Origin of the sequence: Streptomyces sp. P9-A2 (assembly GCF_036634175.1) — a bacterium.
Classification (GTDB): domain Bacteria; phylum Actinomycetota; class Actinomycetes; order Streptomycetales; family Streptomycetaceae; genus Streptomyces; species Streptomyces pratens.
This window is the reverse complement of sequence record NZ_JAZIFX010000001.1, coordinates 5,934,286-5,960,428: the sequence shown is the minus strand read 5'-3', so window position 1 is coordinate 5,960,428 and position 26,143 is coordinate 5,934,286. Positions and strand designations below refer to the sequence as shown.

At 72.7% G+C, this 26,143-nt stretch carries 21 protein-coding genes; 8 read left to right on the top strand and 13 right to left on the bottom strand.

What is annotated here, in order from left to right; all coding sequences use genetic code 11:
- The first annotated feature begins 41 nt into the window (after positions 1-41).
- The 5 genes from V4Y04_RS27120 to V4Y04_RS27100 are packed head-to-tail and all read left to right on the top strand — an operon-like array spanning position 42 to position 6,119.
- Positions 42-1,949, top strand: a complete 1,908-nt coding sequence (locus tag V4Y04_RS27120; protein ID WP_332430955.1) for an ABC transporter substrate-binding protein — start codon at positions 42-44, stop codon at positions 1,947-1,949.
- An 18-nt stretch (positions 1,950-1,967) separates the two neighbouring features.
- A complete protein-coding gene (locus tag V4Y04_RS27115; protein WP_332430954.1) occupies positions 1,968-3,047 on the top strand; it encodes an ABC transporter permease in 1,080 nt (359 codons plus the stop codon).
- Complete coding sequence (locus V4Y04_RS27110; protein WP_332430953.1) at positions 3,044-4,021, top strand: ABC transporter permease; 978 nt, start codon at positions 3,044-3,046, stop codon at positions 4,019-4,021. The genes V4Y04_RS27115 and V4Y04_RS27110 overlap by 4 nt, the downstream gene beginning before the upstream one ends.
- Positions 4,018-5,028 (top strand): ABC transporter ATP-binding protein, encoded by a 1,011-nt coding sequence (locus V4Y04_RS27105; RefSeq protein WP_332430952.1) that lies wholly within the window; start codon positions 4,018-4,020, stop codon positions 5,026-5,028. Before V4Y04_RS27110 ends, V4Y04_RS27105 begins: the two co-directional genes overlap by 4 nt.
- On the top strand, positions 5,025-6,119 hold the full coding sequence (locus V4Y04_RS27100; protein WP_332430951.1) for an ABC transporter ATP-binding protein: 1,095 nt from the start codon (positions 5,025-5,027) through the stop codon (positions 6,117-6,119). Before V4Y04_RS27105 ends, V4Y04_RS27100 begins: the two co-directional genes overlap by 4 nt.
- Positions 6,120-6,191: 72 nt before the next feature.
- Here the strand turns inward: V4Y04_RS27100 and V4Y04_RS27095 are convergent, their stop codons facing one another.
- The 9 genes from V4Y04_RS27095 to rimP form a co-directional block, all read right to left on the bottom strand.
- Positions 6,192-7,145 carry a bifunctional riboflavin kinase/FAD synthetase gene (locus V4Y04_RS27095; protein ID WP_332430949.1) on the bottom strand — a complete coding sequence of 318 codons (954 nt, stop codon included), beginning with the start codon at positions 7,143-7,145 and terminating at the stop codon, positions 6,192-6,194.
- A gap of 141 nt (positions 7,146-7,286) precedes the next feature.
- Positions 7,287-10,859 (bottom strand): serine protease, encoded by a 3,573-nt coding sequence (locus tag V4Y04_RS27090; protein ID WP_332430948.1) that lies wholly within the window; start codon positions 10,857-10,859, stop codon positions 7,287-7,289.
- Positions 10,860-11,532: 673 nt separating this feature from the next.
- On the bottom strand, positions 11,533-12,438 hold the full coding sequence (gene truB, locus V4Y04_RS27085; protein WP_332430947.1) for a tRNA pseudouridine(55) synthase TruB: 906 nt from the start codon (positions 12,436-12,438) through the stop codon (positions 11,533-11,535).
- The gene (gene rbfA, locus V4Y04_RS27080; protein WP_332430946.1) at positions 12,435-12,911 is read right to left on the bottom strand and encodes a 30S ribosome-binding factor RbfA; all 477 of its coding nucleotides are present in this window, start codon (positions 12,909-12,911) and stop codon (positions 12,435-12,437) included. The genes truB and rbfA overlap by 4 nt, the downstream gene beginning before the upstream one ends.
- A 66-nt stretch (positions 12,912-12,977) precedes the next feature.
- Positions 12,978-13,271: a DUF503 domain-containing protein gene (locus V4Y04_RS27075; RefSeq protein ID WP_332433017.1), complete on the bottom strand. Its 294-nt coding sequence runs from the start codon at positions 13,269-13,271 to the stop codon at positions 12,978-12,980.
- A gap of 239 nt (positions 13,272-13,510) precedes the next feature.
- Positions 13,511-16,627 (bottom strand): translation initiation factor IF-2, encoded by a 3,117-nt coding sequence (gene infB / locus V4Y04_RS27070; RefSeq protein WP_332430944.1) that lies wholly within the window; start codon positions 16,625-16,627, stop codon positions 13,511-13,513.
- Between the two features lie 150 nt (positions 16,628-16,777).
- Positions 16,778-17,071 (bottom strand): YlxR family protein, encoded by a 294-nt coding sequence (locus V4Y04_RS27065; RefSeq protein WP_332430943.1) that lies wholly within the window; start codon positions 17,069-17,071, stop codon positions 16,778-16,780.
- A gap of 102 nt (positions 17,072-17,173) precedes the next feature.
- Positions 17,174-18,160, bottom strand: a complete 987-nt coding sequence (gene nusA / locus V4Y04_RS27060; RefSeq protein ID WP_332430942.1) for a transcription termination factor NusA — start codon at positions 18,158-18,160, stop codon at positions 17,174-17,176.
- A 2-nt stretch (positions 18,161-18,162) separates the two neighbouring features.
- The gene (gene rimP, locus V4Y04_RS27055; protein ID WP_332430941.1) at positions 18,163-18,717 is read right to left on the bottom strand and encodes a ribosome maturation factor RimP; all 555 of its coding nucleotides are present in this window, start codon (positions 18,715-18,717) and stop codon (positions 18,163-18,165) included.
- 252 nt (positions 18,718-18,969) lie between these two features.
- On the opposite strand from rimP, the gene V4Y04_RS27050 reads away from it, so the two are divergent.
- The 3 genes from V4Y04_RS27050 to V4Y04_RS27040 all read left to right on the top strand — a co-directional run bounded on the left by V4Y04_RS27050 (position 18,970) and on the right by V4Y04_RS27040 (position 20,997).
- Positions 18,970-19,521, top strand: a complete 552-nt coding sequence (locus tag V4Y04_RS27050) for a hypothetical protein (protein WP_332430940.1) — start codon at positions 18,970-18,972, stop codon at positions 19,519-19,521.
- Between the two features lie 3 nt (positions 19,522-19,524).
- Positions 19,525-19,992, top strand: a complete 468-nt coding sequence (locus tag V4Y04_RS27045) for a ferritin-like domain-containing protein (RefSeq protein ID WP_332430939.1) — start codon at positions 19,525-19,527, stop codon at positions 19,990-19,992.
- 93 nt (positions 19,993-20,085) lie between these two features.
- Entirely contained in the window at positions 20,086-20,997 is a 912-nt protein-coding gene (locus V4Y04_RS27040; protein ID WP_332430938.1) for an aminoglycoside phosphotransferase family protein, read from the top strand.
- A 443-nt stretch (positions 20,998-21,440) separates the two neighbouring features.
- On the opposite strand, the gene V4Y04_RS27035 is transcribed toward V4Y04_RS27040, so the two are convergent.
- The 4 genes from V4Y04_RS27035 to ispG form a co-directional block, all read right to left on the bottom strand.
- Positions 21,441-23,141, bottom strand: a complete 1,701-nt coding sequence (locus V4Y04_RS27035) for a proline--tRNA ligase (RefSeq protein ID WP_332430937.1) — start codon at positions 23,139-23,141, stop codon at positions 21,441-21,443.
- Positions 23,142-23,213: 72 nt separating this feature from the next.
- Positions 23,214-23,804 carry a GNAT family N-acetyltransferase gene (locus tag V4Y04_RS27030; protein ID WP_332430936.1) on the bottom strand — a complete coding sequence of 197 codons (591 nt, stop codon included), beginning with the start codon at positions 23,802-23,804 and terminating at the stop codon, positions 23,214-23,216.
- A gap of 132 nt (positions 23,805-23,936) precedes the next feature.
- Complete coding sequence (locus V4Y04_RS27025; protein WP_332430934.1) at positions 23,937-24,785, bottom strand: GNAT family N-acetyltransferase; 849 nt, start codon at positions 24,783-24,785, stop codon at positions 23,937-23,939.
- Positions 24,786-24,966: 181 nt separating this feature from the next.
- Positions 24,967-26,124, bottom strand: coding sequence for a flavodoxin-dependent (E)-4-hydroxy-3-methylbut-2-enyl-diphosphate synthase (gene ispG / locus V4Y04_RS27020; RefSeq protein ID WP_332430933.1), 1,158 nt, complete (start codon positions 26,122-26,124; stop codon positions 24,967-24,969).
- Between the last annotated feature and the right edge of the window lie 19 nt (positions 26,125-26,143).

The window sequence follows — 26,143 nt, the reverse complement described above, 5'->3', positions numbered from 1 at the left end:
CGTCCTTCCCGTGCGAGTGATGACGCGAGGTCAGCGACCCTATGGACACGAACGATCAGTACGGCGGTCACCACGACACCAGGCGCACCCGCACCCGGCACCGGAGCCGTACGCGGGGTGCGGCCCCTCGCCGCGTACGGCTCGCCAGGGCGGCCGGCGCGGCCGCGCTCGCCCTCACCGCCGGGCTCGCGACCCCGCTCGATCCGGCGCCGCGGCAGGCCCGGGCGGCCGACGACGGCAAGCGGACGCTGACCGTCGCGGTGGCGCAGAGCGTCGACTCGCTCAGCCCGTTCCTCGCGGTGCGGCTGCTCAGCACGAGCATTCACCGGCTCACGTACGAGTATCTGACCAACTACGACCCCGAGGACAACCATGTCGTCCCGGGCCTGGCCACCCGGTGGAAGTCGTCCCCGGACAAGCTGACCTGGACGTACACCATCCGCTCCGACTCGAAGTGGTCGGACGGGGAACAGGCCACCGCCGAGGACGCGGCGTGGACGTTCAACACGATGATGACCGACGAGGGCGCGGCCACGGCGAACGGCAGCTTCGTCGCCAACTTCGAGGAGGTCACGGCGCCGAGCCCGACCGAGCTGGTCATCCGGCTGAAGGAACCGCAGGCCACCATGACGGCACTGGACGTGCCGATCGTGCCCAGGCATGTGTGGGAGAAGGTCGACGACTTCTCGAAGTTCAACAACGACAAGGACTTCCCCGTCGTCGGCAACGGACCGTTCGTCCTCACCGACTACAAGGCCGACAGCTATGTCCGGCTGGAGGCCAACAAGGACTTCTGGCGCGGGGCACCGAAGTTCGACGAGCTGCTCTTCCGGTACTACAAGGACCAGGACGCGGCGGTGTCGGCGCTGCGCAAGGGTGAGGTGTCGTTCGTCGCCGGGTCGCCGTCCCTGACTCCGGCGCAGGCGGCCTCGCTCGGGAACGAGAAGAACATCAAGGTCAACGACGCGCCCGGCCGCCGCTTCTACGCCCTCGCCACCAACCCGGGGGCGCGGGCGAGGAACGGCGAGAAGATGGGCGACGGGCATCCCTCGCTGCTGGACCAGCGGGTGCGCAACGCACTGTTCATGGCGGTCGACCGGAAGACCGTCGTCGACAAGGTGTTCCAGGGCCACGCGGTGAACGGCGCGGGCTACATCCCGCCGCGTTACGCGCAGTACTTCTGGGAGCCGTCGGCCGGCCAGGAGCTTGCCCACGACCCCGAGAAGGCGGCCCGGCTGCTCGATGAGGCGGGCTTCGAGAGGAACGGGGACGGCAGGCGTGTCGGCGAGGACGGCAAGCCGCTGAACTACCGCATCCTGTGTCACGCCACCGACCCGAACGACAAGGCCATCGGCAAGTACCTCGAGGAGTGGTGGGGCGATCTCGGCATCGGGGTCACGCTCGACTGCCTGGACAACGTGACCGATCCCTGGCTCGCCGGTGAGTACGATCTCGCCTTCGACGGCTGGTCGGTCAACCCCGACCCCGACTTCGTCCTGTCGATCCACACCTGTGGGGCGCTCCCGGCGACACCCGAGGACACCGGCGCGACCGACAACTTCATCTGCGACAAGAAGTACGACGAGCTGTACGCACGGCAGTTGGCCGAGTACGACCCCGCCGAACGGGCGAACATCGTCCAGCAGATGGAGTCACGGCTGTACGACCTCGGGTACATGAACGTCATGGCGTATCCGAACGCGGTCGAGGCGTACCGCACCGACCAGATCGAGTCGATCACCACGATGCCCTCGAAGGCGGGCAACATCTACGGCCAGGACGGCTACTGGAGCTGGTGGTCGGCGGTACCCGCGGACTCCGGTGAGGGTTCCGGCGGTTCGTCGTCGACGGGTGTGGTCGTCGGGATCGTCGCAGGTGTCGTCGTCCTCGCGGGCCTCGGGGTGTTCGTGGCGATGCGGCGGCGGGCCACGGCCGGGGACCGCGAGTAGACGGGCGAACGGACACTCATGACCGCCGACGCGACATCCGCTTCCGTCGAGGGCGCTCGGGAGGCCGCCGGTCCGGTGAAGGACGGACCGGCGGCCTCCCGCGGGCCGAGGGCCCGCGCCGCCACCGTGTATCTGCGGTACATGGCGGGCAAGGTGGCCGGCGCGGCCGTTTCCCTCCTGGCCGTCCTCGTGACCAGCTTCTTCCTCTTCCGGCTGATCCCGGGCGACCCGGTGAAGTTCATGACCGGCGGCCGTCAGGTGTCGGCCGAACAGCTCGCCTCCTATCGCCGGGAGTTCGGGCTGGACCTGCCGTTGTGGCAGCAGTTCACGGACTACTGCGGCAAGGCGCTGACGGGTGATCTGGGAACGTCGTACCAGTTCAACGCGCCGGTGGTCGACAAGATCACCGAGGCGCTGCCGAACACCCTGCTGCTCACCGGTACGGCCTTCGTCCTCTACACGGCGCTCGGCATCGTGCTCGGCACCCGGTCGGCGTGGCGGCACGGGAGGCTCGGGGACCGGGTCAACACAGGGCTGGCGCTGATCCTTTACTCCATCCCGTCCTTCTGGCTCGGGCTGCTGCTGATCACCACGCTGTCGGTGGGCATCGGGCCCGTTCCTGGGCTGTTCCCCACCGGCGGCATGGAGTCGGGCGGCGAGGAGGGCTTCGCCCAGGTCCTGGACGTGGCGCACCACTTGGTCCTGCCGGTGGTGACACTGGTGGCGGTGGAGTACGGGCAGACGCTGCTGGTGACGCGGTCGGCGCTGCTGGACGAGATGGGCAGCGACTATCTGACCACCGCGCGCGCCAAGGGGCTCCGTGACGACCTGGTCCGGCGCCGGCACGCGGTGCCCAACGCGCTGCTGCCGACGGTGACGCTGATCTTCATCAACCTCGGGCGGACGGTGGCGGGGGTGATCCTGGTGGAGACGGTCTTCTCCTGGCCGGGGCTCGGCGGGCTGTTCTACCAGGCGCTGAGCGTGCCCGATCTGCCGCTGGTCCAGGGGCTTTTCTTCGTGTTCGCCGCCGCGGTGATCGTGATGAACACGCTGGCCGATCTGATCTATCCGCTGCTCGATCCCCGGGTGGGCCGATGACGACGGACGAGGGCACGACGACCGGGACCCCGGCGGCTCCGCCGGCGACCGCACCGACCGCCCCGGGAGGCGCGGGAGGCGCGGGAGGTCCGCGCACGCTCGCGTGGCGGCGGCGCAGGGCCTCGACGGCACGGTTCTGGCGGCAGTACCGCACCCATCGGTCCGGCGTCGTGGGCCTGGCCGTGCTCCTGCTGTTCGCGCTGGCGGCCGTGACCGCTCCGCTGCTGGTCGGCTCCGACGTGGACAACGTGACGGATGCGCCGGGCAGTCCGCTGGAGCACCCGAGCACCGAATTCCCCTTCGGCACCGACCGGTTCGGACGGGATCTGCTCGGTCTGGTGATCTGGGGTACGCGGGTGTCGCTGCTCGTGGGGCTGCTCGCCGCCGTGCTGTCGGTGGCGATCGGTGCCCTGATCGGAGTGACGGCGGGACATTTCCGGGGCTGGTACGCGACGGTGGTGATGCGGGTCACCGACTGGTTCCTGGTGATGCCCACGCTGGTCCTGGCGATCGCGCTGACCACCGTGATGTCCCGTTCGCTCGTCACGATCGTGGTGGCGATCGGGGTCACGACCTGGCCGACGACGGCCCGGCTGGTGCGCGCGCAGACCCTGGCGGTGGAGACCCGGCCGTACATCGAACGCGCGCGGGCGCTGGGCGGCGGCCACCGGCATGTGATGTCGCGCCATGTGCTGCCCCATGTGATGCCGCTGGTGCTGGCGCAGACGACCCTGATCATCTCCGCGGCGATCCTGGCGGAGGCGACCCTGGCGTTCCTCGGGCTGGGTGATCCGACGGTGGTGTCGTGGGGCGGGCTGCTGCAGGACGCGCGGGAAGCGGGTGCGATCAGCGCCGGGCACTGGTGGTACCTGGTACCGCCGGGCATCGCGATCGCCGTGGTGGCACTGGCGTTCACGCTCTGCGGGCGTGCCGTGGAGTCCGTCCTCAACCCCAGGCTGGGGGTGTCCCGTTGAGCCTGCTCGACGTCAGGGACCTGACGGTGACGTACGCGGGCGGGGCCGCCGCGGTGCGCGGGGTGGACCTGAGTCTGGAGGCCGGGCAGAAACTGGGCATCGCCGGGGAGTCGGGCTGCGGCAAGTCGACGCTCGCGCTGGCCCTGCTGCGGCTGCTGCCGTCCGGAACGCGGACCGGCGGGGAGGTCCTGCTGGACGGCGAGGATGTGCTGGCCATGAAGTGGGGCCGGCTGCGGGCCGTCCGCTGGGCCGGGGCCTCGATCGTGTTCCAGGGTGCGATGCACTCGCTCAACCCCGTGCACCGCATCGGCGACCAGATCGCCGAGCCGCTGCTGCTGCACCGGAAGGCGACCCCGTCGGGGGCCCGGAAGAAGGCCGGCGAGCTGCTGGAGCAGGTCGGCCTGCCGGCCGCTCGGGCGGCCGACCACCCGCACGAGCTGTCCGGCGGTCAGCGTCAGCGCGTCATGATCGCGATGGCGCTGGCCTGCGATCCGATGCTGATCGTCGCGGACGAGCCGACCACCGCGCTCGATGTGATGATCCAGGCGCAGATCCTGCGGCTCATCCAGCAGTCGGTGGCCGGCCGGGACGTGGGCCTGATCATGATCAGCCACGATCTGGCGGTCCTCGCCGACACCTGTGACCGGCTCGCGGTGATGTACGCGGGCCGGGTGGTGGAGGAGGGCCCGGCCCGGCAGGTGTACGGGGACGCCCGGCACCCGTACGCCCGTGCTCTGTCGGCGGCGTTCCCCCGCATCGGCGACCCGGCGTCGCGCTTCGCGCCGCGCGGCCTGGCGGGCGACCCGCCGGACCCGTCGGCGCTGCCGGCCGGGTGCGCGTTCCATCCGCGCTGTCCGGTGGCCCTGGAGTCCTGCGCGGTGGACGACCAGCCGCTGCGGGCGGCGGGGCCGAGACGACGGGCGGCGTGCGTACGGGTCGCGCAGGACGCGGCCGAGGAGCCAGGAGGCCTGGCTCCCCTGGAGGAAGTGAGGCGCATCACCCCATGACGGTCTCCCCCGCTGCCGCCCCCGGCCCCTCGGAACCCTCCCGCTCCCCCACCGGCTCCCCGCTGCTGAGCGCCCGGGGAGTACGGGTCATTTTCCCTGGCCGGCACGGTGCCGGTCCCGCCCGCGCGGTGGACGGTGTCGACCTCGGCATCCGGCCCGGTGAGATCGTCGCCCTGGTGGGCGAGTCGGGCTGCGGCAAGACGACCCTGGCCCGCGCCCTGTTGGGCCTGGTCGAGCCGACCGCGGGGCACATCTCCTTCGACGGGCGGCCGCTCGACTACTCCGGCCGTTCCCTCAAGGCGTACCGCAAACGGGTCCAGCTGGTCCTCCAGGATCCGAGCGGCTCGCTCAACCCCCGGCACACGGTGTACGACGCGGTGGCCGAGGGGCTGCGCATCCACGGGTACGGCGGTGACGAGCGTGCGACGGTCGCGGAGGCCCTGTCACGGGCCGGGCTGCGGCCGCCGGAGCGCTTCTTCCTGCGCTGTCCGCACGAGCTGTCCGGCGGTCAGCGCCAGCGGGTGGTGATCGCGGGCGCGCTGGTCCTGGAGCCCGAGCTCCTCGTCGCGGACGAGCCGGTGGCCTCCCTGGACGCCTCCGCACGCGGCGAGATCCTGGCCCTGCTGCTCCGGCTCCGTGCCGAGCTGGGCCTGTCCGCGCTGGTGGTCACGCACGACCTCGGGCTGGCCTGGAACATCGCCGACCGGGTCGCGGTGATGTACCTCGGCCGGATCGTGGAGACCGGGACGGTGGAACAGGTGCTGACCACACCCCGGCACCCGTACACGCAGGCCCTGTTGTCGGTGCTTCCGGAAGCGCCGGGCGACCCGGTGGTCCTGAGCGGTGAGCCCCCGGATCCGACCCGTGTTCCAGGAGGCTGCCGCTTCCACGCACGCTGCCGGATCCTGCTCGACGGGGAGGCGGACCAGGCGGGCGTCGCGGACGCGTGCCGGACCCGGGACCTGGAGATCCTCGACGGCGGAGGTGGGAGCGGAGGCGAGGGCGCGGCCGGCCGGGTGGCCTGCCACTGGGCCCACGCGCGTGAGGCCCGGGACCCGTCCGGGCCCTCCGCCCCGCCGCTGCGCGCGTGAGGACCGAGCATGGAGACCCGCGCATGAAGGGCCGGTGTACGTGACCCGCGCATGAAGGGCCGGTGTACGTGCCTACGGCCGTTCGGCCGCTGCCACCAGTTCCTTGCAGCGTCTGACGTCCGCGGCCATCTGCTCCATCAGCGCCTCGAGCGAGTCGAACTTCGCCTGGCCGCGGACGAAGCTGAGGAAGTCGACGGCGACGTGCAGGCCGTAGAGGTCCAGGTCGACGCGGTCGATGGCGTATGCCTCGACCGTGCGTTCGGTGCCGCCGAACTGGGGGTTGGTACCGATGGAGATCGCGGCCGGCATGGCCTCGTCCTGGGCGTGCAGCCAGCCCGCGTAGACGCCGTCGGCGGGGATGGCGGTGTGCGGGAGCGTCTCGACGTTGGCGGTGGGGAAGCCCAGTTCGCGCCCGCGCCGGGCGCCGCCGACGACCACGCCCTCCACCCGGTGCGGGCGGCCCAGGATCTCGGCGGCGCCCTCGACCTCGCCCTCGGCGATCAGGCGGCGGGTGAGTGTGGAGGAGAACGGTTCGCCGCCGCCGGCCTCACCGCTCACGTACAGATCGACGACCTCGACCTCGAAGTCGTAGATCTTGCCCTGTTCCGCGAGGAAGTCCACGGTGCCCGCGGCCCGGTGGCCGAAGCGGAAGTTGGGGCCCTCGACGACCGCCTTGGCGTGCAGTTTGTCGACCAGGACCTTGCCCACGAACTCGGCCGGCGACAGCTTCGAGAACTCCGTGGTGAAGGGGAGGATCAGGACCGCGTCCACACCGAGCTCGGTCATGAGTTCCGCGCGGCGGTGATGCGGGGAGATCAGCGGCGGGTGGCTGCCGGGGCGGACGACCTCGCTGGGGTGCGGGTCGAAGGTGACGACGACCGCGGGGACGCCCAGTTCCCGGGCCCGGTCCACGGTGTGCCTGATGATCAGCTGGTGCCCTCGGTGGACTCCGTCGTAGGAACCGATGGTGACGACGCTGCGCCCCCAGTCCTGGGGGATGTCCTCCATGCCACGCCAGCGCTGCACTGCCTGCTCCTTGTCGAAACCTTGTCGGGCCGAGTCCGTGGACTTCTCCTGCGCAGGTCTAAGGGTGCCATGCCGACCGCCGTCGGCTCGCATCGGCATCGGCGCTCCGGCGCTGTGACGCTGTGCACTCCCGGTCGCGGCTCAGACGGGGACGCCCGCTCCCGCCCGGGTCTCGATCATCCGCCGGGCGCCGGGTCCGACCACGTCCGCCCACTCCTGGGGCGCGTCCGCCAGCCAGTGGGCCAGGGCGGCGGCGAAGCCCGGGACGTGCCGCCCCAGGTCGGTCAGGACGTGGTCGAAGCGGGCGGCGCCCCCGGGGGTGTGGACGAGGAGCAGCCCGGTGTGGTGGACGAGTTCGCGCGCGGGGTCGCCGGTCCCCGCGGAGTCGCCGGTGTGGCGGGGGTCACCGGCGTGGCGGGCGGCGGCGCCGAGCACCGCGGCCGGCAGGCCGGGGCCGTGGTCGCGGGGGAGGAGCGGATCCAGCGGTTCGCGGCGCGGGGGGCGCGAGGCGGGGGTGCCGGGCTCGGCGAGGGCAGCGGCGAGGGCGGCCCGCAGCGGCTGCGGTCCGGCGTCCAGCAGGCCGGTGAGCAGGGGCAGGAGGACGTCGCGGTCGGCCGGTTCCTGGCCCGGGCTCCGGTCCGCGTACGCGGCCGGCTGTCCCGCGAGGTCCGGTCGCCACTCCACCGCCGCCCTCACCAGCGCGGCGATGCGGGGGGGCAGGCTGGGCATGTCGGTGTCGGCATCCGCCTTGGTGGGAACGGGCACCTCGGCGGGGGCGTCCGGTGTCCCGCCGGCGCCCGGCCGGGCGAGCCTCGCCCGGAAGGCGTCGAGGACTGCCTCCGGGCGGGGGGCGAGGGCGCAGGCCGGCCCGCTCGGCGGGACGTACGGGCCGCCGGCCGCGAAGTGTTCCAGAGCCCGCGCGAGGTGGCGGCCCCCGCTGCTCGGGTCCTGGACGAGCAGGGCGAGCGCGCCGCCGTGCAGGGCGCGGTCGCCGGTACGTACGAGCAGGGCGAGGGCCGCGTACCGCAGCAGGGTGCGGTCGGTCTCGTCACGGGCGTGCGGTGCGGCCAGCAGCCCGTAGGCCACCGCTGCCGCGCGGCGGGCGGGGCGCTCGTCGCGCGCCCAGCGGCCGACGGCCCGGCACACCACCGAAGGGTCTTCCTCGGCCAGCACGCCGAGCAGCTGTCCGGCCCGCCGGTGCGGGCTGTCGGCGAGTGCCTCGGTCAGGGTGTCCGGGGCGCGGTGCCGGTGGGTGTGCAGCAGTGCCTGTGCCGCCGTCGCGACCGTCGCGTGCGGGGTGGCGGGCAGCGGTCGTTCGTCCTCGAACCACCGGACGAGGTGCGGAAGCACGGCGACGGGGTCGGCACTGAACAGGCGGGAGGCGGCGTCCAGGAACCGGGGGCCGGCCTCGCACGGAGGGCCGTCGGCGTGGACGAGTCCGCGCAGCAGCTCGAAGCCGGTCTCCAGAGGTAGGGGGAGAGCGGTCCAGAAGGCGGGGCCCAGCTCACCGGGCACCGGCCGCCGCTGCTGCCGCCAGGCCACGATCCGGTCGGCCAGCAGCCGCAGCACCCCGGTGTAGGGCCTCGCGTCGGGCACGCGCGCGAGGGTCTCGGTGAGCAGCCGGGCGGCCCACCAGGAGCCGGTCCCGGCGTCGAGGGCGTGCACCAGGTCGGCGAGCCGGGAGGCGAGCGGGCCTGTGCCGTGCTGCCGGGCGAGCAGGAGCATGGCCTGGACGACGGACCCGACGCGGTGGTGCGGCACGGGGGTGGTGTCGGGGTCGTGGTGGGCGCCGGGGTTGCCGTGGACCAGGGCACGCAGGGCCCCGTCCAGGTCCAGATGGGTGCCCTGGAGCCAGTCGGCGAGTTCCTCGTGGGCGAAGCGGTAGCCGGTCCCGGCGGGGACGAGGAGGCCCTCGGCGAGTACGGCGTGGGCCCAGCCGGTGCCGCCGCCGAGCCCGGCCGGTGCGGGCCCCCACGGGAACACCGCCTCGAACGCCTCCCGGTCCAGCTCCCCCTGCCCGGGGCCGAGGCTGCGCCGGGCGGCCTCGTGCACCTGCCCGGAGACCCTGGCGGCCAGCCGGCGTACGGCGGTACCCCTCAGCCCGCTCTCGGCGGCGAGGCGTACGGCCACGCGCAGGCACATCAGGTCCAGGTGGGCGGAGAGGACATCGTGGCGGTCCGTGCGGGCGTCCGGCGCGTCGGGGGCATCGGCGAGAGCGGCCCTGACCTCCGCGAGCAGCCGGAGTGTCAGCGGGTGCCGGGTGTCGGCCGGGGAGCCCTCCGGGATGCCGTAGCGGGCCCGTGCCTCGATGGCCTCGTCGGCGGTCAGGTCGCCGAGACGCACGCATGCGGGAAGGCCCTCGGCCGGGGATCCCCCCGGGGGCCCGCCTCGATGCCCGCCCCGGTGCCGGTGCAGCAGCTCCGCCGGGAGGAGCGCGCCCGCGCTCTCCCAGTGCTCCGCGCGGCATCCCACCACCAGGCGCGCCCCGGTCCGCCGCAGCCACCGTGCCGTCCCGTCGCTCCACCGGGCGAGGTGGCCGGCCAGGACGGGCGGCATCTCCTCGGGACCGTCGAGGAGGAGCAGCAGCGGGCGGCCGGCGCTGCGGGCCAGGTCGGCGAGGCGGGCCGGGCCGGTGTCGCCGAGGCCTTCGGGTCCGGCCGGGGCCCGGGTGCGGGAGGCGGCGATGATGCGGGCGGCCCGGTCGAGCGCCCGCCGGGCCGCGTCGGCGACGGAGAGGTCGTCCTCCCGCAGATCGGCGCCGCGCAGCCACAACGTGGGGTTGCCGGCGCGGTGGCGGCGGGCGGCGAGCGCCGCGAGTTCCGTCGTACGGCCGCTGCCGGGCGGTCCGACGAGGCCGAGGACCGCGGCCGGGCCGCGCTCGAACGCGGTGAACTCCGCGGTGACGGCGGCCCGTTCCACCGGAACGACGTCGCCGGGGGCGAGGGCGCCCGACGGGCCGTCCTGCCCGACCGAGGTGGCGGTGAGTTCCAGCACTCCGGCGAGATTGAGGTCGGTGCCGTACGCCGGGACCGTCGCCGCGTTCTCGGCGAGGAGGGCGGCGAGGGGGCCCGGGGCGGAGCGGAGCGGCACGGCGAAGCCACCGTCGCGGCCATCGGCGCGGAGCGCGGTGCCGAGGACGCCGAGGACGGCGCCGGTGGCGGCGTCGAGCACCGGGCCGCCGGCCGCTCCGCCGCCGGTGCGCAGCGCGTCACGGCCGGTGGTGCCGATGGCGAGCTCCAGCGCGTCGTCGAGGGTGTGGCAGCGCTCGGTGGTGGTGTACGTCACGGTGGTCGCGCCGAGTACGCGCGCCTCGCGCCAGCACCCGGCGGCGATCCGCACGTAGGCGCCGCTGTCGAAGCGGTCCCGCGCGGTGACGGGCAGCGGCTCGGCGCCGAGCCCTTCGGCGTGCACGAGGGCGAGGCCCAGCTCGGGCAGCGGGGTGACGGCGTCGGCTCCCACGACGCGGTGGCGGTCGCCGGGGGCGTGCAGGACCAGGCCGGGGAGAGCGTCGACGGCCTCGTGGCTGGTGATCAGCGTGCCGTGGTGGTCGGCGGGGAAGGCGAGACCGCGCGGGCGGCCGTCGAGGTCCTGGACACGGACGAGGACATCGGTGGGCAACGGCTCCCGCCGGGCCCGAGGGGCCTCCCCCGGGCTCCGGCCGGCCGGGGCGTGGAGCGTGTCCCGCTCATGACGGGACGGGTCGCGCGACGTCATCGTCGAACCTTCATGCCGTGTCTTCGTGCTGTGCCTTCGACTGCCTCGGCCCGACAGTAGGGCCGGGTGATCGGCGGCACGGCACCCTCGGCAAACGCGCCCCCTTCCGCTCCCCCCGTTCACTCCGAGCGCCTGCACTTACGGGTGAAAGGACGGTCACCAGTGGATACACCTTGGAGGCGGGGGAACCGAGGGGGACCGTGGAGCGGTGGCATGCAGTCCCCGTGACGCCGCTCCACGGCGGACCCTGCGGCGCCGGACGGCTGGTGGGAACGGTGGGCCGCACGGCCCGCACGGCTCGGTCGGACCCCTCGGGCCCGCCGGGCCTTCAAAGGAGCACGCCGGTGGAACCACGGGACGGTCGCACCGCAGGTCGGCCGGACAAGCCGGCCGGCCGATGAAACCGGCGAAACCGATACGGCCGATCGCACGGCCGGACCGGCCATGCCGACGAACCCGGTCGGCCGGTCACGTCGGCAAAACCCGGCGACAACGCCGGTCACGCGGTGAGCAGGCACGGCTCACCGCGCGGCGGACCGATCAGGCCGTTCACCGGGGCGTACCACTGAGCGGTGTGCCGGCCCGGGTGGCGGGCCGGTGAGGTCCACCGGCCCGCCGGACCGGCCGCGCTCCCTGGGTCTGCCGATGATCGGCCCGTCGGCCCGCCCGGCCGTCAGCCGAAGACCGCCAGGCTCTTGGCCTTGCCCCGGTGCGCCTCGACGAGGGCGAGGCAGGTGCCCTCGGGGTCGAAGACGGCCACCGGACCGGTGCCCTCGTACTCCTCGGGCATCTCCAGGCGCACGCCGTTGGTGAGCAGCCGGGCGCGCCGGGCGTCGACGTCCCAGCGGGGGAAGGCCGCCGCGGCGGCCTCCGCGATCGGCAGCACGGTCAGTTCCTGCTGGAGCCGGTCGAGGGTGCGGGCCGCGTCCAGCTTGTACGGGCCGACGCGGGTCCTGCGCAGCACCGTGAGGTGACCGCCGACGCCCAGGTCGGCGCCCAGGTCGCGGGCGAGGGCACGGATGTACGTACCGGAGGAGCAGACGACGGAGACGACCAGGTCGAGCACCGGGGTGCCGTTCTCGGCGACGGCCGGGCGGACGTCGTACACGGTGAACGAGGAGACGGTGACCGGCCGGGCCGGAATCTCGAACTCCTCGCCCTCGCGGGCCCGCTTGTAGGAGCGCACTCCGTCGATCTTGATGGCGCTGACCTTGGACGGCACCTGCATGATGGCACCGGTCAGCTTGGCCACCCCGGCGTCGACGGCCTCGCGGGTGACCCCGGAGGCGTCCGTCGACGAGGTGATCTCGCCCTCGGCGTCGTCCGTGAGAGTGTCCTGCCCGAGCCGGATGGTGCCCAGGTACTCCTTCTCGGTCAGCGCGAGGTGGCCGAGGAGTTTGGTGGCCCGCTCGATGCCGAGGACGAGGACGCCCGTCGCCATCGGGTCGAGAGTGCCCGCGTGGCCGACGCGGCGGGTCCGGGCGATGCCGCGCATCTTGGCGACCACGTCGTGCGAAGTGAAGCCCGACGGCTTGTCGACGATGACAAGGCCGTCGGGCGTGGTGTGCTTCTGGGTCATTCGGCGGTGTCGTCCGTCCCGGCGTCTTCGAGGGCTTCGAGGTCCTCTGCGTCCTCGGGCTTGCGGTACGGGTCGGCCCCGCCCGCGTACGTGGCGCCCGCGGACGCGTCCCGCACCTTGGCGTCGGACTGGCGCGCCCTGTCGAGGAGGTCCTCGATGTTGCGCGCGGTGTCCGGGAGCGCGTCCATGACGAACGCCAGGGTCGGCGTGAACTTCACGCCCGCCGCCCGGCCCACTTCGGAGCGCAGGATGCCCTTGGCGCTCTCCAGGCCCGCCGCGGCGGCCTTCCGCTCCTCGTCGTCCCCGTACACCGTGTAGAAGACGGTCGCCTCCCGCAGGTCACCCGTGACCCGGGTGTCCGTGATGGTGACGTGCGTGCCGAGCCGCGGGTCCTTGATCCCGCGCTGCAGCTTCTGGGCCACCACCTCTCGGATGAGGTCCGCCAGCCTTTTCGCCCGCGCGTTGTCGGCCACTGGTCCGTCTCCCGTTCTTTCCTGATCTGAGTGGTCGGAACTCCGGGTTCCCGGAGTCTGGATTCGTCAGTCGTCCTCGCCGTGGAAGCGCCGCCTGACGGACAGCAGCTCCACCTCGGGGCGCCCGGCGACCAGCCGCTCGCACCGGTCCAGTACGTCGGTCAGGTGCGCCGTGTCGCCGGACACCACCGCCAGGCCGATGACGGCCCTGCGATGAAGATCCATGTGCTCCACCTCGGCCGCGTTCACCGCGTACTTCCGCTGGAGCTCGGCGACGATCGGGCGGACGACGGAGCGCTTCTCCTTCAGCGACCTGACGTCGCCGAGGAGGAGGTCGAAGGACAGCGTCCCCACATACATGTACAACCGGTTCACCCGCCGGTACGGGATCGGCGTCCCCGCCGTCCGTGGTGGGCAGGGACATCAGAACCGTACATCGAAGGGGCGGGCCGATCGACGGATATTACGCTCCGTGGACCCGGCCGGTGAGCGTACCCGGCCCGGCCCCCGGTTCCGTGCCCCGTACCTGTGCCCGTCCCCGGACACGTGTGCCGGCCGGCGGGACAGCTGTCCCGCCGGCCGGCACACACCGTGGGGTGTTATCCCCGCGGCTTCTCGCGCATCTCGTAGGTCGCGATGACGTCGTCGACCTTGATGTCGTTGAAGTTTCCGAGGTTGATACCGCCCTCGAAGCCTTCGCGGATCTCGGTGACGTCGTCCTTGAAGCGACGCAGACCGACGATGTTGAGGCTCTCCGCGATGACCTTGCCGTCGCGGAGGAGGCGCGCCTTGGTGTTGCGCTTGACCTCGCCGGAGCGGATGAGAACACCCGCGATGTTGCCCAGCTTGGACGAGCGGAAGACCTCGCGGATCTCCGCCGTGCCGAGCTCGACCTCTTCGTACTCCGGCTTGAGCATGCCCTTGAGGGCCGCCTCGATCTCCTCGATCGCCTGGTAGATGACCGAGTAGTACCGGACATCCACCCCTTCGCGCTCGGCCATCTGCTGTGCCCGCCCGGCGGCGCGCACGTTGAAGCCGATCACGATGGCGTCCGAGCCCATCGCCAGGTCGATGTCGGACTCCGTGACCGCACCGACGCCACGGTGCAGGACGCGGATGTCGACCTCTTCGCCGACGTCCAGCTGGAGCAGCGAGGACTCGAGGGCCTCGACCGATCCGGACGCGTCACCCTTGATGATCAGGTTCAGCTGCTGGATCTCGCCGGCCTTGAGCACCTGGTCCAGGTCCTCCAGCGACACGCGGCGCGTGCGCTTGGCGAACGCGGCGTTGCGCTCACGGGCGGCGCGCTTCTCGGCGATCTGACGGGCCGTACGGTCCTCGTCGACGACGATGAAGTTGTCGCCCGCACCCGGGACGTTGGTCAGGCCCAGGACCTGGACCGGCGTCGACGGGCCGGCCTCGGCGACGTTGTTGCCGTTGTCGTCGAGCATGGCGCGCACGCGGCCGTAGGCATCGCCCACCACCATCGTGTCGCCGACCCGCAGGGTGCCTCGCTGGACGAGGACGGTCGCCACGGCACCGCGGCCGCGGTCGAGCCGGGACTCGATCGAGATGCCCTGCGCGTCCTGCGTCGGGTTGGCCCGCAGGTCGAGCGAGGCGTCGGCGGTGAGGACGACGGCCTCCAGGAGGCTGTCGATGTGCAGACCCTGCTTGGCGGAGATGTCGACGAACATGGTGTCGCCGCCGTACTCCTCGGCCACGAGGCCGTACTCGGTCAGCTGACCGCGCACCTTGGTCGGGTCGGCACCCTCGACGTCGATCTTGTTGACCGCGACGACGATCGGGACCTCGGCCGCCTTGGCGTGGTTGAGCGCCTCGACCGTCTGCGGCATGACGCCGTCGTTGGCCGCGACGACCAGGATCGCGATGTCCGTCGACCGCGCACCACGGGCACGCATGGCGGTGAACGCCTCGTGACCCGGGGTGTCGATGAAGGTGATCCTGCGCTCTTGGTCGTTGACCTCGGTCGCGACCTGGTAGGCACCGATGTGCTGGGTGATGCCGCCGGCCTCGCCCGAGGCGACGTTCGTCTTGCGGATCGCGTCGAGCAGACGGGTCTTTCCGTGGTCGACGTGACCCATGACGGTGACCACCGGCGGACGGACCACCAGGTCCTCGTCGGAGCCCTCGTCCTCGCCGAACTCCAGGTCGAAGGACTCGAGCAGCTCGCGGTCCTCCTCCTCCGGGCTGACGATCTGAACCGTGTAGTTCATCTCGCCGGCGAGCATGTGGAGCGTCTCGTCGGAGACGGACTGGGTCGCGGTGACCATCTCGCCGAGGTTCATCATGACCGCGACGAGCGACGCCGGGTTGGCGTTGATCTTCTCCGCGAAGTCGGTGAGCGAGGCACCGCGCGACAGGCGAATGCTCTCGCCGTTGCCGCGAGGCAGCATCACGCCGCCGACCGACGGGGCCTGCATGGCCTCGTACTCCTGGCGCCTCTGCCGCTTCGACTTGCGGCCACGACGGGCCGGACCGCCGGGACGGCCGAAGGCGCCCTGCGTGCCACCACGACCACCGGGACCGCCGGGACGGCCACCGAAGCCGGGACGGCCACCGCCGCCGGCGAAGCCGCCGCCACCACCGGGACGACCGGCGAAACCGCCGCCGCCACCGGGACGAGCGCCACCGCCGCCGCCACCCGGGCGACCGGCGAAGCCGCCGCCGCCGCCGGGACGAGCGCCGCCGGGACGGCCGGCACCTGCACCGGCCGGACCACGGCCACCGCCGGGACCGCCACCGGGGCGGGGACCGGCAGCCGGACGCTGCGGCATCATGCCGGGGTTGGGACGCGGACCACCAGGGCCTGCGCCGCCGGGACGGGGACCGCCCTGCGGACGCGGCATCGAGCCCGGGGAGGGACGCTGCCCGCCCGGAGTCTGCGGACGGGGGCCGCCACCGCCCTGGCCACCGGGGGCCTGGGGACGGGGACCGGCGCCGGGGGCACCGGGGCCGCCGGGACGCGCGCCCTGCGGGCGGGGTGCCTGCGGGCGGGCCATACCGGTGGAGCCACCGGAGGTGAAGGGGTTGTTACCCGGACGCGGACCGGCCGGGCGTCCACCCGGACGCTGACCGCCGCCACCGGGACGCTGGCCCTGACCGGCCGGACGACCACCCTGGCCGCCCTGACCGCCTTGGCCGCCCTGACCACCCTGGCCGGCGGGACGACCGCCGGGCTTGGGGGCGCCGGGACGCGCGCCGCCGGGCTTCGGGCCGGCCGGAGCCGGGGACGGAGCCTGAGCGGCGGCCGGCGGAGCCTGAGCGGCGGCCGGCGGAGCCTGAGCGGCGGCCGGCGGGGCCTGGAACTCCGGGGCCGCCGGTGCCGGACGCGGCGCGGGGCGCGGCCCCGGCGTCGGACGCGGACCGGAGGTCGCCGGAGCGGGCTCCGACGGGGCCGCGGGCTGCTGCGCCGCGGGGGGCTTGGGTGCGGCCGGCGGCCGCGGTGCTGCCGGACGTGCCTGCGCCGGGGACGGCGCGGGCCTGGGCGCGGCCTTCTTGGGTGCGCCGGGCTTGGCACCGGACTTGCCGTTGCCTCCACCCTGCTGGAACGCGTCGGTCAGCTTGCGTACTACGGGCGCTTCGATCGTCGAAGACGCCGAACGGACGAATTCACCGAGCTCTTGGAGCTTGGCCATGACGACCTTGCTCTCGACACCGAACTCCTTGGCGAGTTCGTAGACCCGGACCTTAGCCACTTCGCTCCTCTGAGGTCCGGGTTGCGTCCGGACCGTCGCTAGTTCATGGGCGTACTCATCGCGTACTCATCGAGTGCTCATCGCAATCTCGACCTGCTTTCGACTCGCGAGGTACCAGACCGCACGGGGGGATCCGCACGGCATGTCTTCTTACGGATTGCTGTCGCAACCCTGTGCCTGCTCGACGTAGTGGCGCAACGCCTTTACGTCGAGCGGTCCCGGGACGCGGAGCGCCCGCGGAAACGCCCTTCGGCGCACCGCCTGGTCAAGACAGACCGGGGCGGGGTGCACATACGCACCCCGGCCGGGCAGCGTACCGCGTCGATCGGGGACGCACGCATCCTCGATCACCACGATCCGCAGCAGCTCGTTCTTGACCGCTCGCTCCCGGCAGCCCACGCAGGTGCGCTCGGGACGTGCGCGGGTAGGTGTCCGGCCAGACACAGCTAAGTCTACCTCCCCGGACCGACCTCACCCCTTTGGGGCAAGTATCGAACGCATGCCGCGCGCGAGACTGTCGTGGTCTCAGCAAGCGGCGGCTCGGATCTATTCCCCGGACTGTTCCGTGTCCGGCCGGATGTCGATCCGCCAGCCGGTCAGACGGGCGGCCAGGCGGGCGTTCTGCCCCTCCTTGCCGATCGCCAGGGAGAGCTGGTAGTCCGGCACGGTCACCCGGGCGGACCGGGCCGCCAGGTCCACGACCTCCACCTTGGTGACGCGGGCCGGGGACAGCGCGTTGGCCACCATCTCGGCCGGGTCGTCCGACCAGTCGACGATGTCGATCTTCTCGCCGCTCAGCTCGCCCATCACGTTGCGTACGCGGCCGCCCATGGGGCCGATGCAGGCGCCCTTGGCGTTCAGCCCGGACCGGGTGGAGCGCACGGCGATCTTCGTACGGTGGCCGGCCTCGCGGGCGATGGCGGAGATCTCCACCGAGCCGTCGGCGATCTCCGGCACCTCCAGGGCGAAGAGTTTCTTCACCAGATTGGGATGTGTGCGCGACAGGGTGACGGACGGGCCGCGCACGCCCTTCGCCACCCGGACGACGTAACTGCGCAGCCGCAGCCCGTGCGTGTAGGTCTCGCCGGGCACCTGCTCCTGCACCGGCAGGATGGCCTCCAGCTTGCCGATGTCGACCAGGACGTTCTTCGGGTCGCGGCCCTGCTGGACCACGCCGGTGACGATGTCGCCCTCACGGCCGGCGTACTCGCCGAGCGTCGCGTCGTCCTCGGCGTCGCGCAGGCGCTGCAGGATGACCTGCTTGGCCGTGCTGGCGGCGATACGGCCGAAGTCGGAGGGGGTGTCGTCGAACTCACGGGCCTCCTGGCCCTCGTCGAGGTCCTCGGGATCCTCCTTCGCCCACACCGTCACATGCCCGGTCTCCCGGTCGAGCTTCACGCGCGCGTGGCGGCGGCTTCCCTCGGTGCGGTGGTAGGCGATGAGGAGGGCCGACTCGATGGCCTCGACCAGCAGGTCGAAGGAGATCTCCTTCTCCCGTACCAAACCCCGCAGGGCGCTCATGTCGATGTCCACGGCTACGCCTCCTCTTCCGTCTCGTCGTTGGTGTCGTTCGTGTCGTTCGTCCCGGTCGCGTCCTGTGCGGCGGACTTGTCGTCCTTGCGGTTGAACTCGACCTGGACGCGCGCCCTGTCGATCTCGTCGAGGGCGAGCCGGCGCGCGGTGGGCTTGCGGCCCTTGACACCGGGCACCTCGAGGTCGAGGCCGTCGTCGTCGGTCCGCAGGATCCGGGCGACCAGTTCGTCGCCCGTCGTCAGCCGGAAGCCCACCAGGCGGCCCGTGGCGCGCACATAGTGCCGGTGCTCGGTGAGGAGACGCTCGGCGCCCGGGGTTCCGACCTCGAGGGTGTACTCGCCGCTGCCCATCGCGTCGGTCTCGTCGAGCTTCGCCGAGAGCGCGCGGCTCACATCGGCGATGCGGTCCAGATCCGCGCCGGTGTCCGAGTCGACCACGACGCGCAGCACCCGCTTGCGGCCGACCGTGTCCACGGCGATCTCCTCGAGATCGAGACCCTGCGAGCTGACGAGCGGTTCCAGAAGCTCTCGAAGCCTCTCGCTCTGGGTGCTGCTCATCCGGGTGACTCCTCGGCCGCGTGTGCTGTTGTGGGATGGGGCGCGTGTCTGGGTCAAAGGGTATCCGGTCGTGAGGGGTGATGCCGTCCACCCGGTCACGGAGGGTGCCGCTGAGCGCCGTCCGGGAGATCCACGGGTACCGTGATCACGGGTCCAGGTCCTGTCGTCGCCCGGCGGACGGGAGTTCGACGGGAGCGCCTGGGACCCTTGCTTCCGTCGCCACGTTCCGTACGAGCCCCGAGGACGTCTGCCGTGCCGTTCCCCCATGCTCCGCGTGCCCGTACGGGGCCGCGCAGAAGGAGCCTGCTCGCCGTCGCCCCGACGGCCCTGCTCGCGGCGGGCTGTTCCGCCGGGTCCCGGGACGCCGGCCCCGCCGGCAGTTCTCCTCCCCCGGCCTCCGAACGGGCACGCGCGCGTGCGGCGCGCGACAGCAGGGAGCTGGCCGAGCGGTACGACGCCGTGATCGCGGCGCACGCCGGGCTCGCGCAGCGGCTGGGTCCGTTGCGCGAGGACGCCGTGCGGCATGCGAAGGCCTTCGAGAGTTTCGAAACCGCGGTGGGTTCGGCGTCGGCGTCGCCGGAGTCGGCGGCGCCCGCCGGGGCGGGGCCGTCCGCCTCGTCACCGGTGCCGGTGCCGGTGCCCGCGAAGGAGAAGGACGCCCTCTCCGGGCTCGCCGCCGCCGAGCGGGAGATCGCCGATCGGCGCCTGGAGGCACTGCTCGACGCGCCGGCCGAGCTGGCCAGGCTGCTGGCGTCGGTGGCGGCGGCCGGCGCGGCCCATGTGTTTCTGCTGACGAAGGGCTGACGGATGAGCGAGGCGAAGGACCGGGAGCTGCGGGCGCTCCAGGCGGCCCTGGCGGCGGAGCACGCCGCGGTGTACGGATACGGGGTCGTCGGCGGGCGGATCTCCGACGACCGGCGCGCGGACGCTCGCTCGGCCTACGACGCGCACCGCGCGCGCCGGGACGCGCTGGTGCGCGAGGTGAAGGACACGGGCGCCGATCCCGTGGCCGCGGCCGCGGGGTACGCGCTGCCGTTCCAGGTGCCGGACCAGGCCGCGGCCGTGCGGCTCGCGGCGGAGCTGGAGAACCGGGTGGCCGGGGTGTACTCGGACCTGGTGCGCGCGAGCGGGGGCGAGCGGCGCCGCGCGGCGGCCGAGGCACTGCGGGAGGCCGCGGTGCGGTCGGTGCGCTGGAGCGGGGGGAGCGTAGCCTTCCCTGGGCTCGCCGAGCGGGCCGGGCCGTCCTCGGAGGCACCGTCGGTGCCGGCGGTGTGAAAAGACCGCACGCGAGGGCGTGCCGGAGCGGCGCAAGGGAACGGCGGCAGGTGCCGCATACAGCACGAAGGGCACGAAGGGAACGGCTCGCGCATGGTCTTCGAACCGCCGCAGCGCCTGGTGAGGGCGCTGGGCGAGACGGCTCCCGACGGCGGCGTGGACTGGTTGGAGAAGCTGCCCGAGGCGGCGCGCGCGGCCGTCGCACTGCGCGGGCTGACCGTGGAACGGGTCCAGGTGCCCGGGGGGCGCAGCAGCCTGGTGACGCTGGTGCGGACGGCCGACGACACCGCCGCCGTGCTGAAGCTGGCTCCCGCGCGGGCCCGGCCGGAGAGCGAGCGGGCCGCGCTGGCCCACTGGAACGGGCTGGGCACGGTCCGGTTGCTGGAGCCCTCCTCCCCGGACGGGGCGCTGCTGCTGGAGCGGCTGCATCCGGACGTCTCGGTGCGATCGCTGCCGGAGGCGAAGGCGCTGCTGGAGGCTGCCGGGACACTGCGGCGGCTGTGGGTCGAGCCGCCCACCGGGGACACCGCTCACGCCTTCGAGACGGTGGCCGAGCGGACCGGCCGGCAGGCCGAGGCGATGCGGGCGGGTGCCGCGGACTCCCCCGAGGTCGCACCGCTGGTGTCGGCGGCGCTGGCGGCGCGTGAGGAGCTGCTGGCCGGGCCGCCCGAGCACCGGCTGCTGCACGGCACGTTCCGGCAGAGCAAGGTGCTCTCCGCCGGGCGGATGCCGTGGTTGGCGGTGGGGCCCGACCCGGTGGTCGGGGAGTGTGCCTTCGACCTGGCCCGGCTGGTCCGCGACCGGGTGGAGGACCTGGTGGCCCAGCCGACCGGCGCGACGACGACCCGCCGCCGGGTGAAGCGCCTGGCGGAGTCCCTGGAGATCGACCAGGAGCGGCTGCGCGGCTGGACGCTGTTCCGCGCGGTGGAGTCCGGCGTGCGCGCCCTCCGTGTCGGCCGCGACCGGGACGCGGAGCTCCTCCTGGAGTTCGCCGGCTGGCTCTGACACCGCGCGACGAGGCCGGGGGCCCGTACGGGGAACGACTCCGCGCGGGCTTCCGGCCTCGCCGTCGTGATGGCGTGAGCCGGGCGATCGCGTCTCGTCCGCCGTGTCCTCCCGTCCGCCGGTGACGCGGCCACGCGTTGAGCCGCGTTGAGCCGCGGTGTACGGTCCGGCCCTCCGGCGGCGATCACGACGTGGGGCCCGGTCCCGGCACGGTGACGGCGTGTCCATGCCGTGGAGCAGGCCGTGAGGCGGGTGATCGCCTCGGCCACGGTGAGTTCCTCGCGTTCGCCGGTACGGCGGCCGCGCTGCGGAATCCGGCCTACGGGCCCGCACCGCCGGCGGCCCGGGACGCCGGGGACACATGTACCGGGCCGTGGACTTCGGCCGGAATCACCGGAGCCCACGCGGGGAAAGGCCCGCGCGGGCTCTCGGTGACAGTGTGCTCAGGCCGTGAGGCGGGTGATCGCCTCGGCCACGGTGAGTTCCTCGCGTTCGCCGGTACGGCGGTCCTTCAGTTCGACGATGCCCTCCGCGGAGCGGCGGCCGGCGACCAGGATCTGCGGGACGCCGATCAGTTCGGAGTCGGTGAACTTCACGCCCGGCGAGACGCCCGCGCGGTCGTCGACCAGGACGCGGACGCCGGCGGCGGCGAGCTTGGCGGAGACGTCGAGGGCGAGCTCGGTCTGCAGGGCCTTGCCCGCGGCGACCACGTGGACGTCGGCCGGGGCGATCTCCTTGGGCCAGCACAGGCCCTTGTCGTCGGCGGTCTGCTCGGCCAGGGCCGCCACCGCGCGGGAGACGCCGATGCCGTAGGAGCCCATGGTGACGCGGACGGGCTTGCCCTGCTGGCCGAGGACGTCGAGCTTGAGGGCGTCGGCGTACTTGCGGCCCAGCTGGAAGATGTGGCCGATCTCGATGGCGCGGTCGAGCCGGAGTCCGGTGCCGCACTTCGGGCAGGGGTCGCCCTCGTCGACCACCACGACGTCCACGTACGCGTCGACCTCGAAGTCGCGCCCGGCGACCACGTTCTTGGCGTGGGTGTCGGCCTTGTTGGCGCCGGTGATCCAGGCGGTGCCCGGTGCCACGCGCGGGTCGGCGATGTAGCGGACCTTCTCCAGGCCCCGCGGGCCGACGTAGCCGCGGACCAGGTCGGGGCGGCCGACGAAGTCCTCGGCGGTGACCATCTCGACGACGGCCGGGGCGAAGTGCGCCTCGACCTTGCCCAGGTCGACCTCCCGGTCGCCGGGGACGCCCACGGCGACGATCTCGCCGTCGACCTTGACCAGCAGGTTCTTCAGCGTGGCCGAGGCGGGGACGCCGAGCGAGGCGGCGAGGGTCTCGATGGTGGGGGTGTCGGGTGTCGGGATGTCCTCGGCGGCCGGGACGGCGGAGCCGTCGACGGGCTTCAGCTCGTAGGAGATCGCCTCGGTGTTCGCGGCGAAGTCGCAGTTCGGGCAGTCCGCGAAGGTGTCCTCCCCGGCCTCGGCGGGGGCGAGGAACTCCTCGGACCTGGAGCCGCCCATCGCGCCGGCGGTGGCGGCGCAGATGCGGTGGTCGAGGCCGAGGCGCTCGAAGATCCGCTGGTACGCCTGGCGGTGCAGACCGTAGGACCGGGTCAGGCCCTCGTCGTCGAGGTCGAAGGAGTACGAGTCCTTCATCAGGAACTCGCGGCCGCGCAGAATGCCCGCGCGGGGGCGGGCCTCGTCGCGGTACTTGCTCTGGATCTGGTAGAGGATCACCGGCAGGTCCTTGTAGGAGGACGCCTGGTCCTTCACCAGGAGGGTGAAGATCTCCTCGTGGGTGGGACCGAGGAGGTAGTCGCCGCCCTTGCGGTCCTGGAGACGGAACAGCTCGGGGCCGTACTCCTCCCAGCGGCCGGTCGCCTCGTAGGGCTCACGCGGCAGGATGGCGGGGAGCAGTACCTCCTGGGCGCCGATGGCGTCCATCTCCTCGCGCACGACGCGTTCGACGTTGGCGAGGACCTTCTTGCCGAGGGGCAGCCAGCTCCAGATGCCGGCGGCGGTGCGGCGCACATAACCGGCGCGGACGAGCAGCTTGTGGCTGAGGACCTCGGCGTCCGCCGGGTCGTCGCGCAGCGTTTTCGCCATCAACTGGGACATGCGCTGGACCGGTGCGTTCGCCATGGTTCTCGTACTCCTGCTGCGTCTGGGTGATGACTGGAGGTTAGCCGGGCGGGACGGGCCGGTGGAAATCGGTTACGGCCCCTCCGGCCCTTCCGGCCCCACGCGACGCAGTGGCAAGGGTGCGCCCATCACGGCGTACGGCTTGAGGGCGCTGGGGAAGTGGACACGGCGGGCGAGGTCCTCGTAGCCGAGGGAGCGGTACAGGTGGCGGGCGGGGCTCTCGATGTCGATGGCGGAGAGGATCGAGCGGGGTTCGTCGGCGCCGTCGGTGATCGTGGTGATCAGGGAGCGGCCGATGCCGTGCTTCTGGTGGCGCGGGTGGACGTGCAGTTCGGTGATGACGAAGGAGCCGTCGAGCCAGTCGTCGTGGCCCCGGGCACGCAGAGGGGGTTCGACGACCGTGGACCACCAGTGGGCGCGGTGGTTGGGCATGCCGTAGACGAAGCCGACGAGACGGCCGGTGACGGTGGCGCCGAAGGCTCTGGCTCCCGGCAGGCTCATGTGGCGCAGCACGATCTGCCGGCGTACGGCCACCTCGTCGGGGCCGAGGCCGAACGCCTTCGCCTGGACCGCCAGCGCCTCGTCGACGTGGGCGGCGAGGTCGAGGGGGCCGATCACGATGTCGTCGGGACGGGGGTGCCCGTGACCGGGAAAGCGCAGCATGCCGGGGAGACTACAGGGCGTCCGCACGGGCCGGGACGGCTCCGCGCGGCCGCGCAGCGGCACCGGGCGGGGCGGGAGGGGCCGGGGCGGGAGGGGCCGGGGCGGGAGGGGCCGGGGCGGGAGGGGCCGGGGTCAGAACAGAATGCTCATGAACTCGCCGACCTCACGGAACCCCACTCGCCGGTAGGTCCGGCGTGCGGGGGTGTTGAAGTCGTTGACGTAGAGGCTCGTCACGGGGGCGATGTCCGCGAGGGCGTGGCGGAGCACTGCCGTCATGCCGGGGGCGGCGACGCCCTTGCCCCGGTGTTCGGGGGCCACCCATACGCCCTGGATCTGGCAGGTGCGGTCGGTGGCGGCGCCGATCTCGGCCTTGAAGACGACCTTGCCCTCGGCGTCGAAGCGGGCGAAGGCTCGTCCGGCGCCGACGAGTTCGGCGACCCGGGCCTGGTAGAGCAGGCCGCCGTCGCCGGCCAGTGGGGAGATCCCGACCTCCTCGGTGAACATCGCCACGCAGGCCGGCATGATCCTGTCCATCTCGTCCTTGCGGACGCGGCGGACGTAGGGGTCCGGGGCGATGTTCCCGGGCAGGCGGTCGGCGACCATCAGGGGCTGGCGGGCGCGGACCTCTCGGGCGGGGCCCCACTGGGGTTCGAGCAGCCGCCACAGTTCGGCGGTGGGGGCCGCGGGACCGACGACGGAGGAGCAGCGGCGGCCGGCCCGGCGGGCGCGGTCGGCGAAGGCGCGGACCGCCCGGGGGGTGGCGCATATGGGGACCAGGTTGGCGCCCGCGTAGCACAGGGATGTGAGCATGCCGCCCTCGTACCAGCCCCACATCTCGCCGCCGAGCCGCCACGGGTCCAGGCCCGCGACCTGCACCCGGGATGTCACGAAGGCGTTCGCCACCGGCTCGCGGTCGAGGATGGCGAGGGCGGCGTCCAGGTCGCTCGGTTCGAGGACCCGGGAGGTGGTCTGCGTCAACACGTGCGGGGGGCCTCACACACTTGGGTCTGCTGGTTTCCGCACTGTACCCGTCGAATTTGTGTGCTGCCGCTCCACGGGAGGGAAACGGTCCTGCCCGGAGGTTTTCCGGGCAGGAAGGGCAGAGCGACCGGTCTGAGTGGGCAGACCGGCCTGAGCGGACGGACCGGCCTGACGGGCTTCGTCAGCCGGCGACCGAGATCTGGGGTTCGCCGGAAGCCACGCCGTCCCGCTCCATCTGTTCGGCGATCTTCATGGCCTCCTCGATCAGGGTCTCCACGATCTTCGACTCCGGGACGGTCTTGATGACCTCGCCCTTCACGAAGATCTGCCCCTTGCCGTTGCCCGAGGCCACCCCCAGATCGGCCTCACGGGCCTCACCCGGACCGTTCACCACACAGCCCATCACCGCCACCCGCAACGGAACGTCCATGCCCTCCAGACCCGCCGTCACCTCGTCCGCCAGCTTGTACACATCCACCTGCGCACGCCCACAGGACGGACAGGACACGATCTCCAGACCCCGCTGCTTCAGATTCAGCGACTCCAGGATCTGCAGACCGACCTTGACCTCCTCCACCGGCGGCGCCGACAGCGAGACCCGGATCGTGTCACCGATCCCCTGCGAGAGCAGCGCACCGAAGGCCACCGCCGACTTGATCGTGCCCTGGAACGCCGGACCCGCCTCCGTCACCCCCAGGTGCAGCGGATAGTCGCACTGCGCCGCCAGCTGCCGGTAGGCCTCCACCATCACCACCGGGTCGTTGTGCTTGACCGAGATCTTGATGTCCCGGAAACCGTGCTCCTCGAACAGCGAGGCCTCCCACAGCGCCGACTCCGCCAGCGCCTCCGGCGTCGCCTTCCCGTACTTCTGCAGCAGCCGCCGGTCCAGCGAGCCCGCGTTCACCCCGATCCGGATCGGCGTGCCGTGCTCCCCGGCCGCCTTCGCGATCTCCTTGACCTTGTCGTCGAACTGCTTGATGTTGCCCGGGTTGACCCGCACCGCCGCACAGCCCGCCTCGATCGCCGCGAACACGTACTTCGGCTGGAAGTGAATATCGGCGATCACCGGGATCTGCGACTTGCGCGCGATCGTCGCCAGCGCGTCCGCGTCGTCCTGCGTGGGACACGCCACCCGCACGATCTGACACCCCGACGCCGTCAGCTCCGCGATCTGCTGCAACGTCGCCCCGATGTCCGACGTACGCGTCGTCGTCATCGACTGCACCGACACCGGCGCACTCCCGCCCACCGCCACCGACCCGACCTGGATCTGCCGGCTCTTGCGGCGCGGGGCGAGTGTGGTCGGAACGGACGGCATGCCGAGAGAAATCGCAGTCATCTGCTGTGCAACCCCAAGT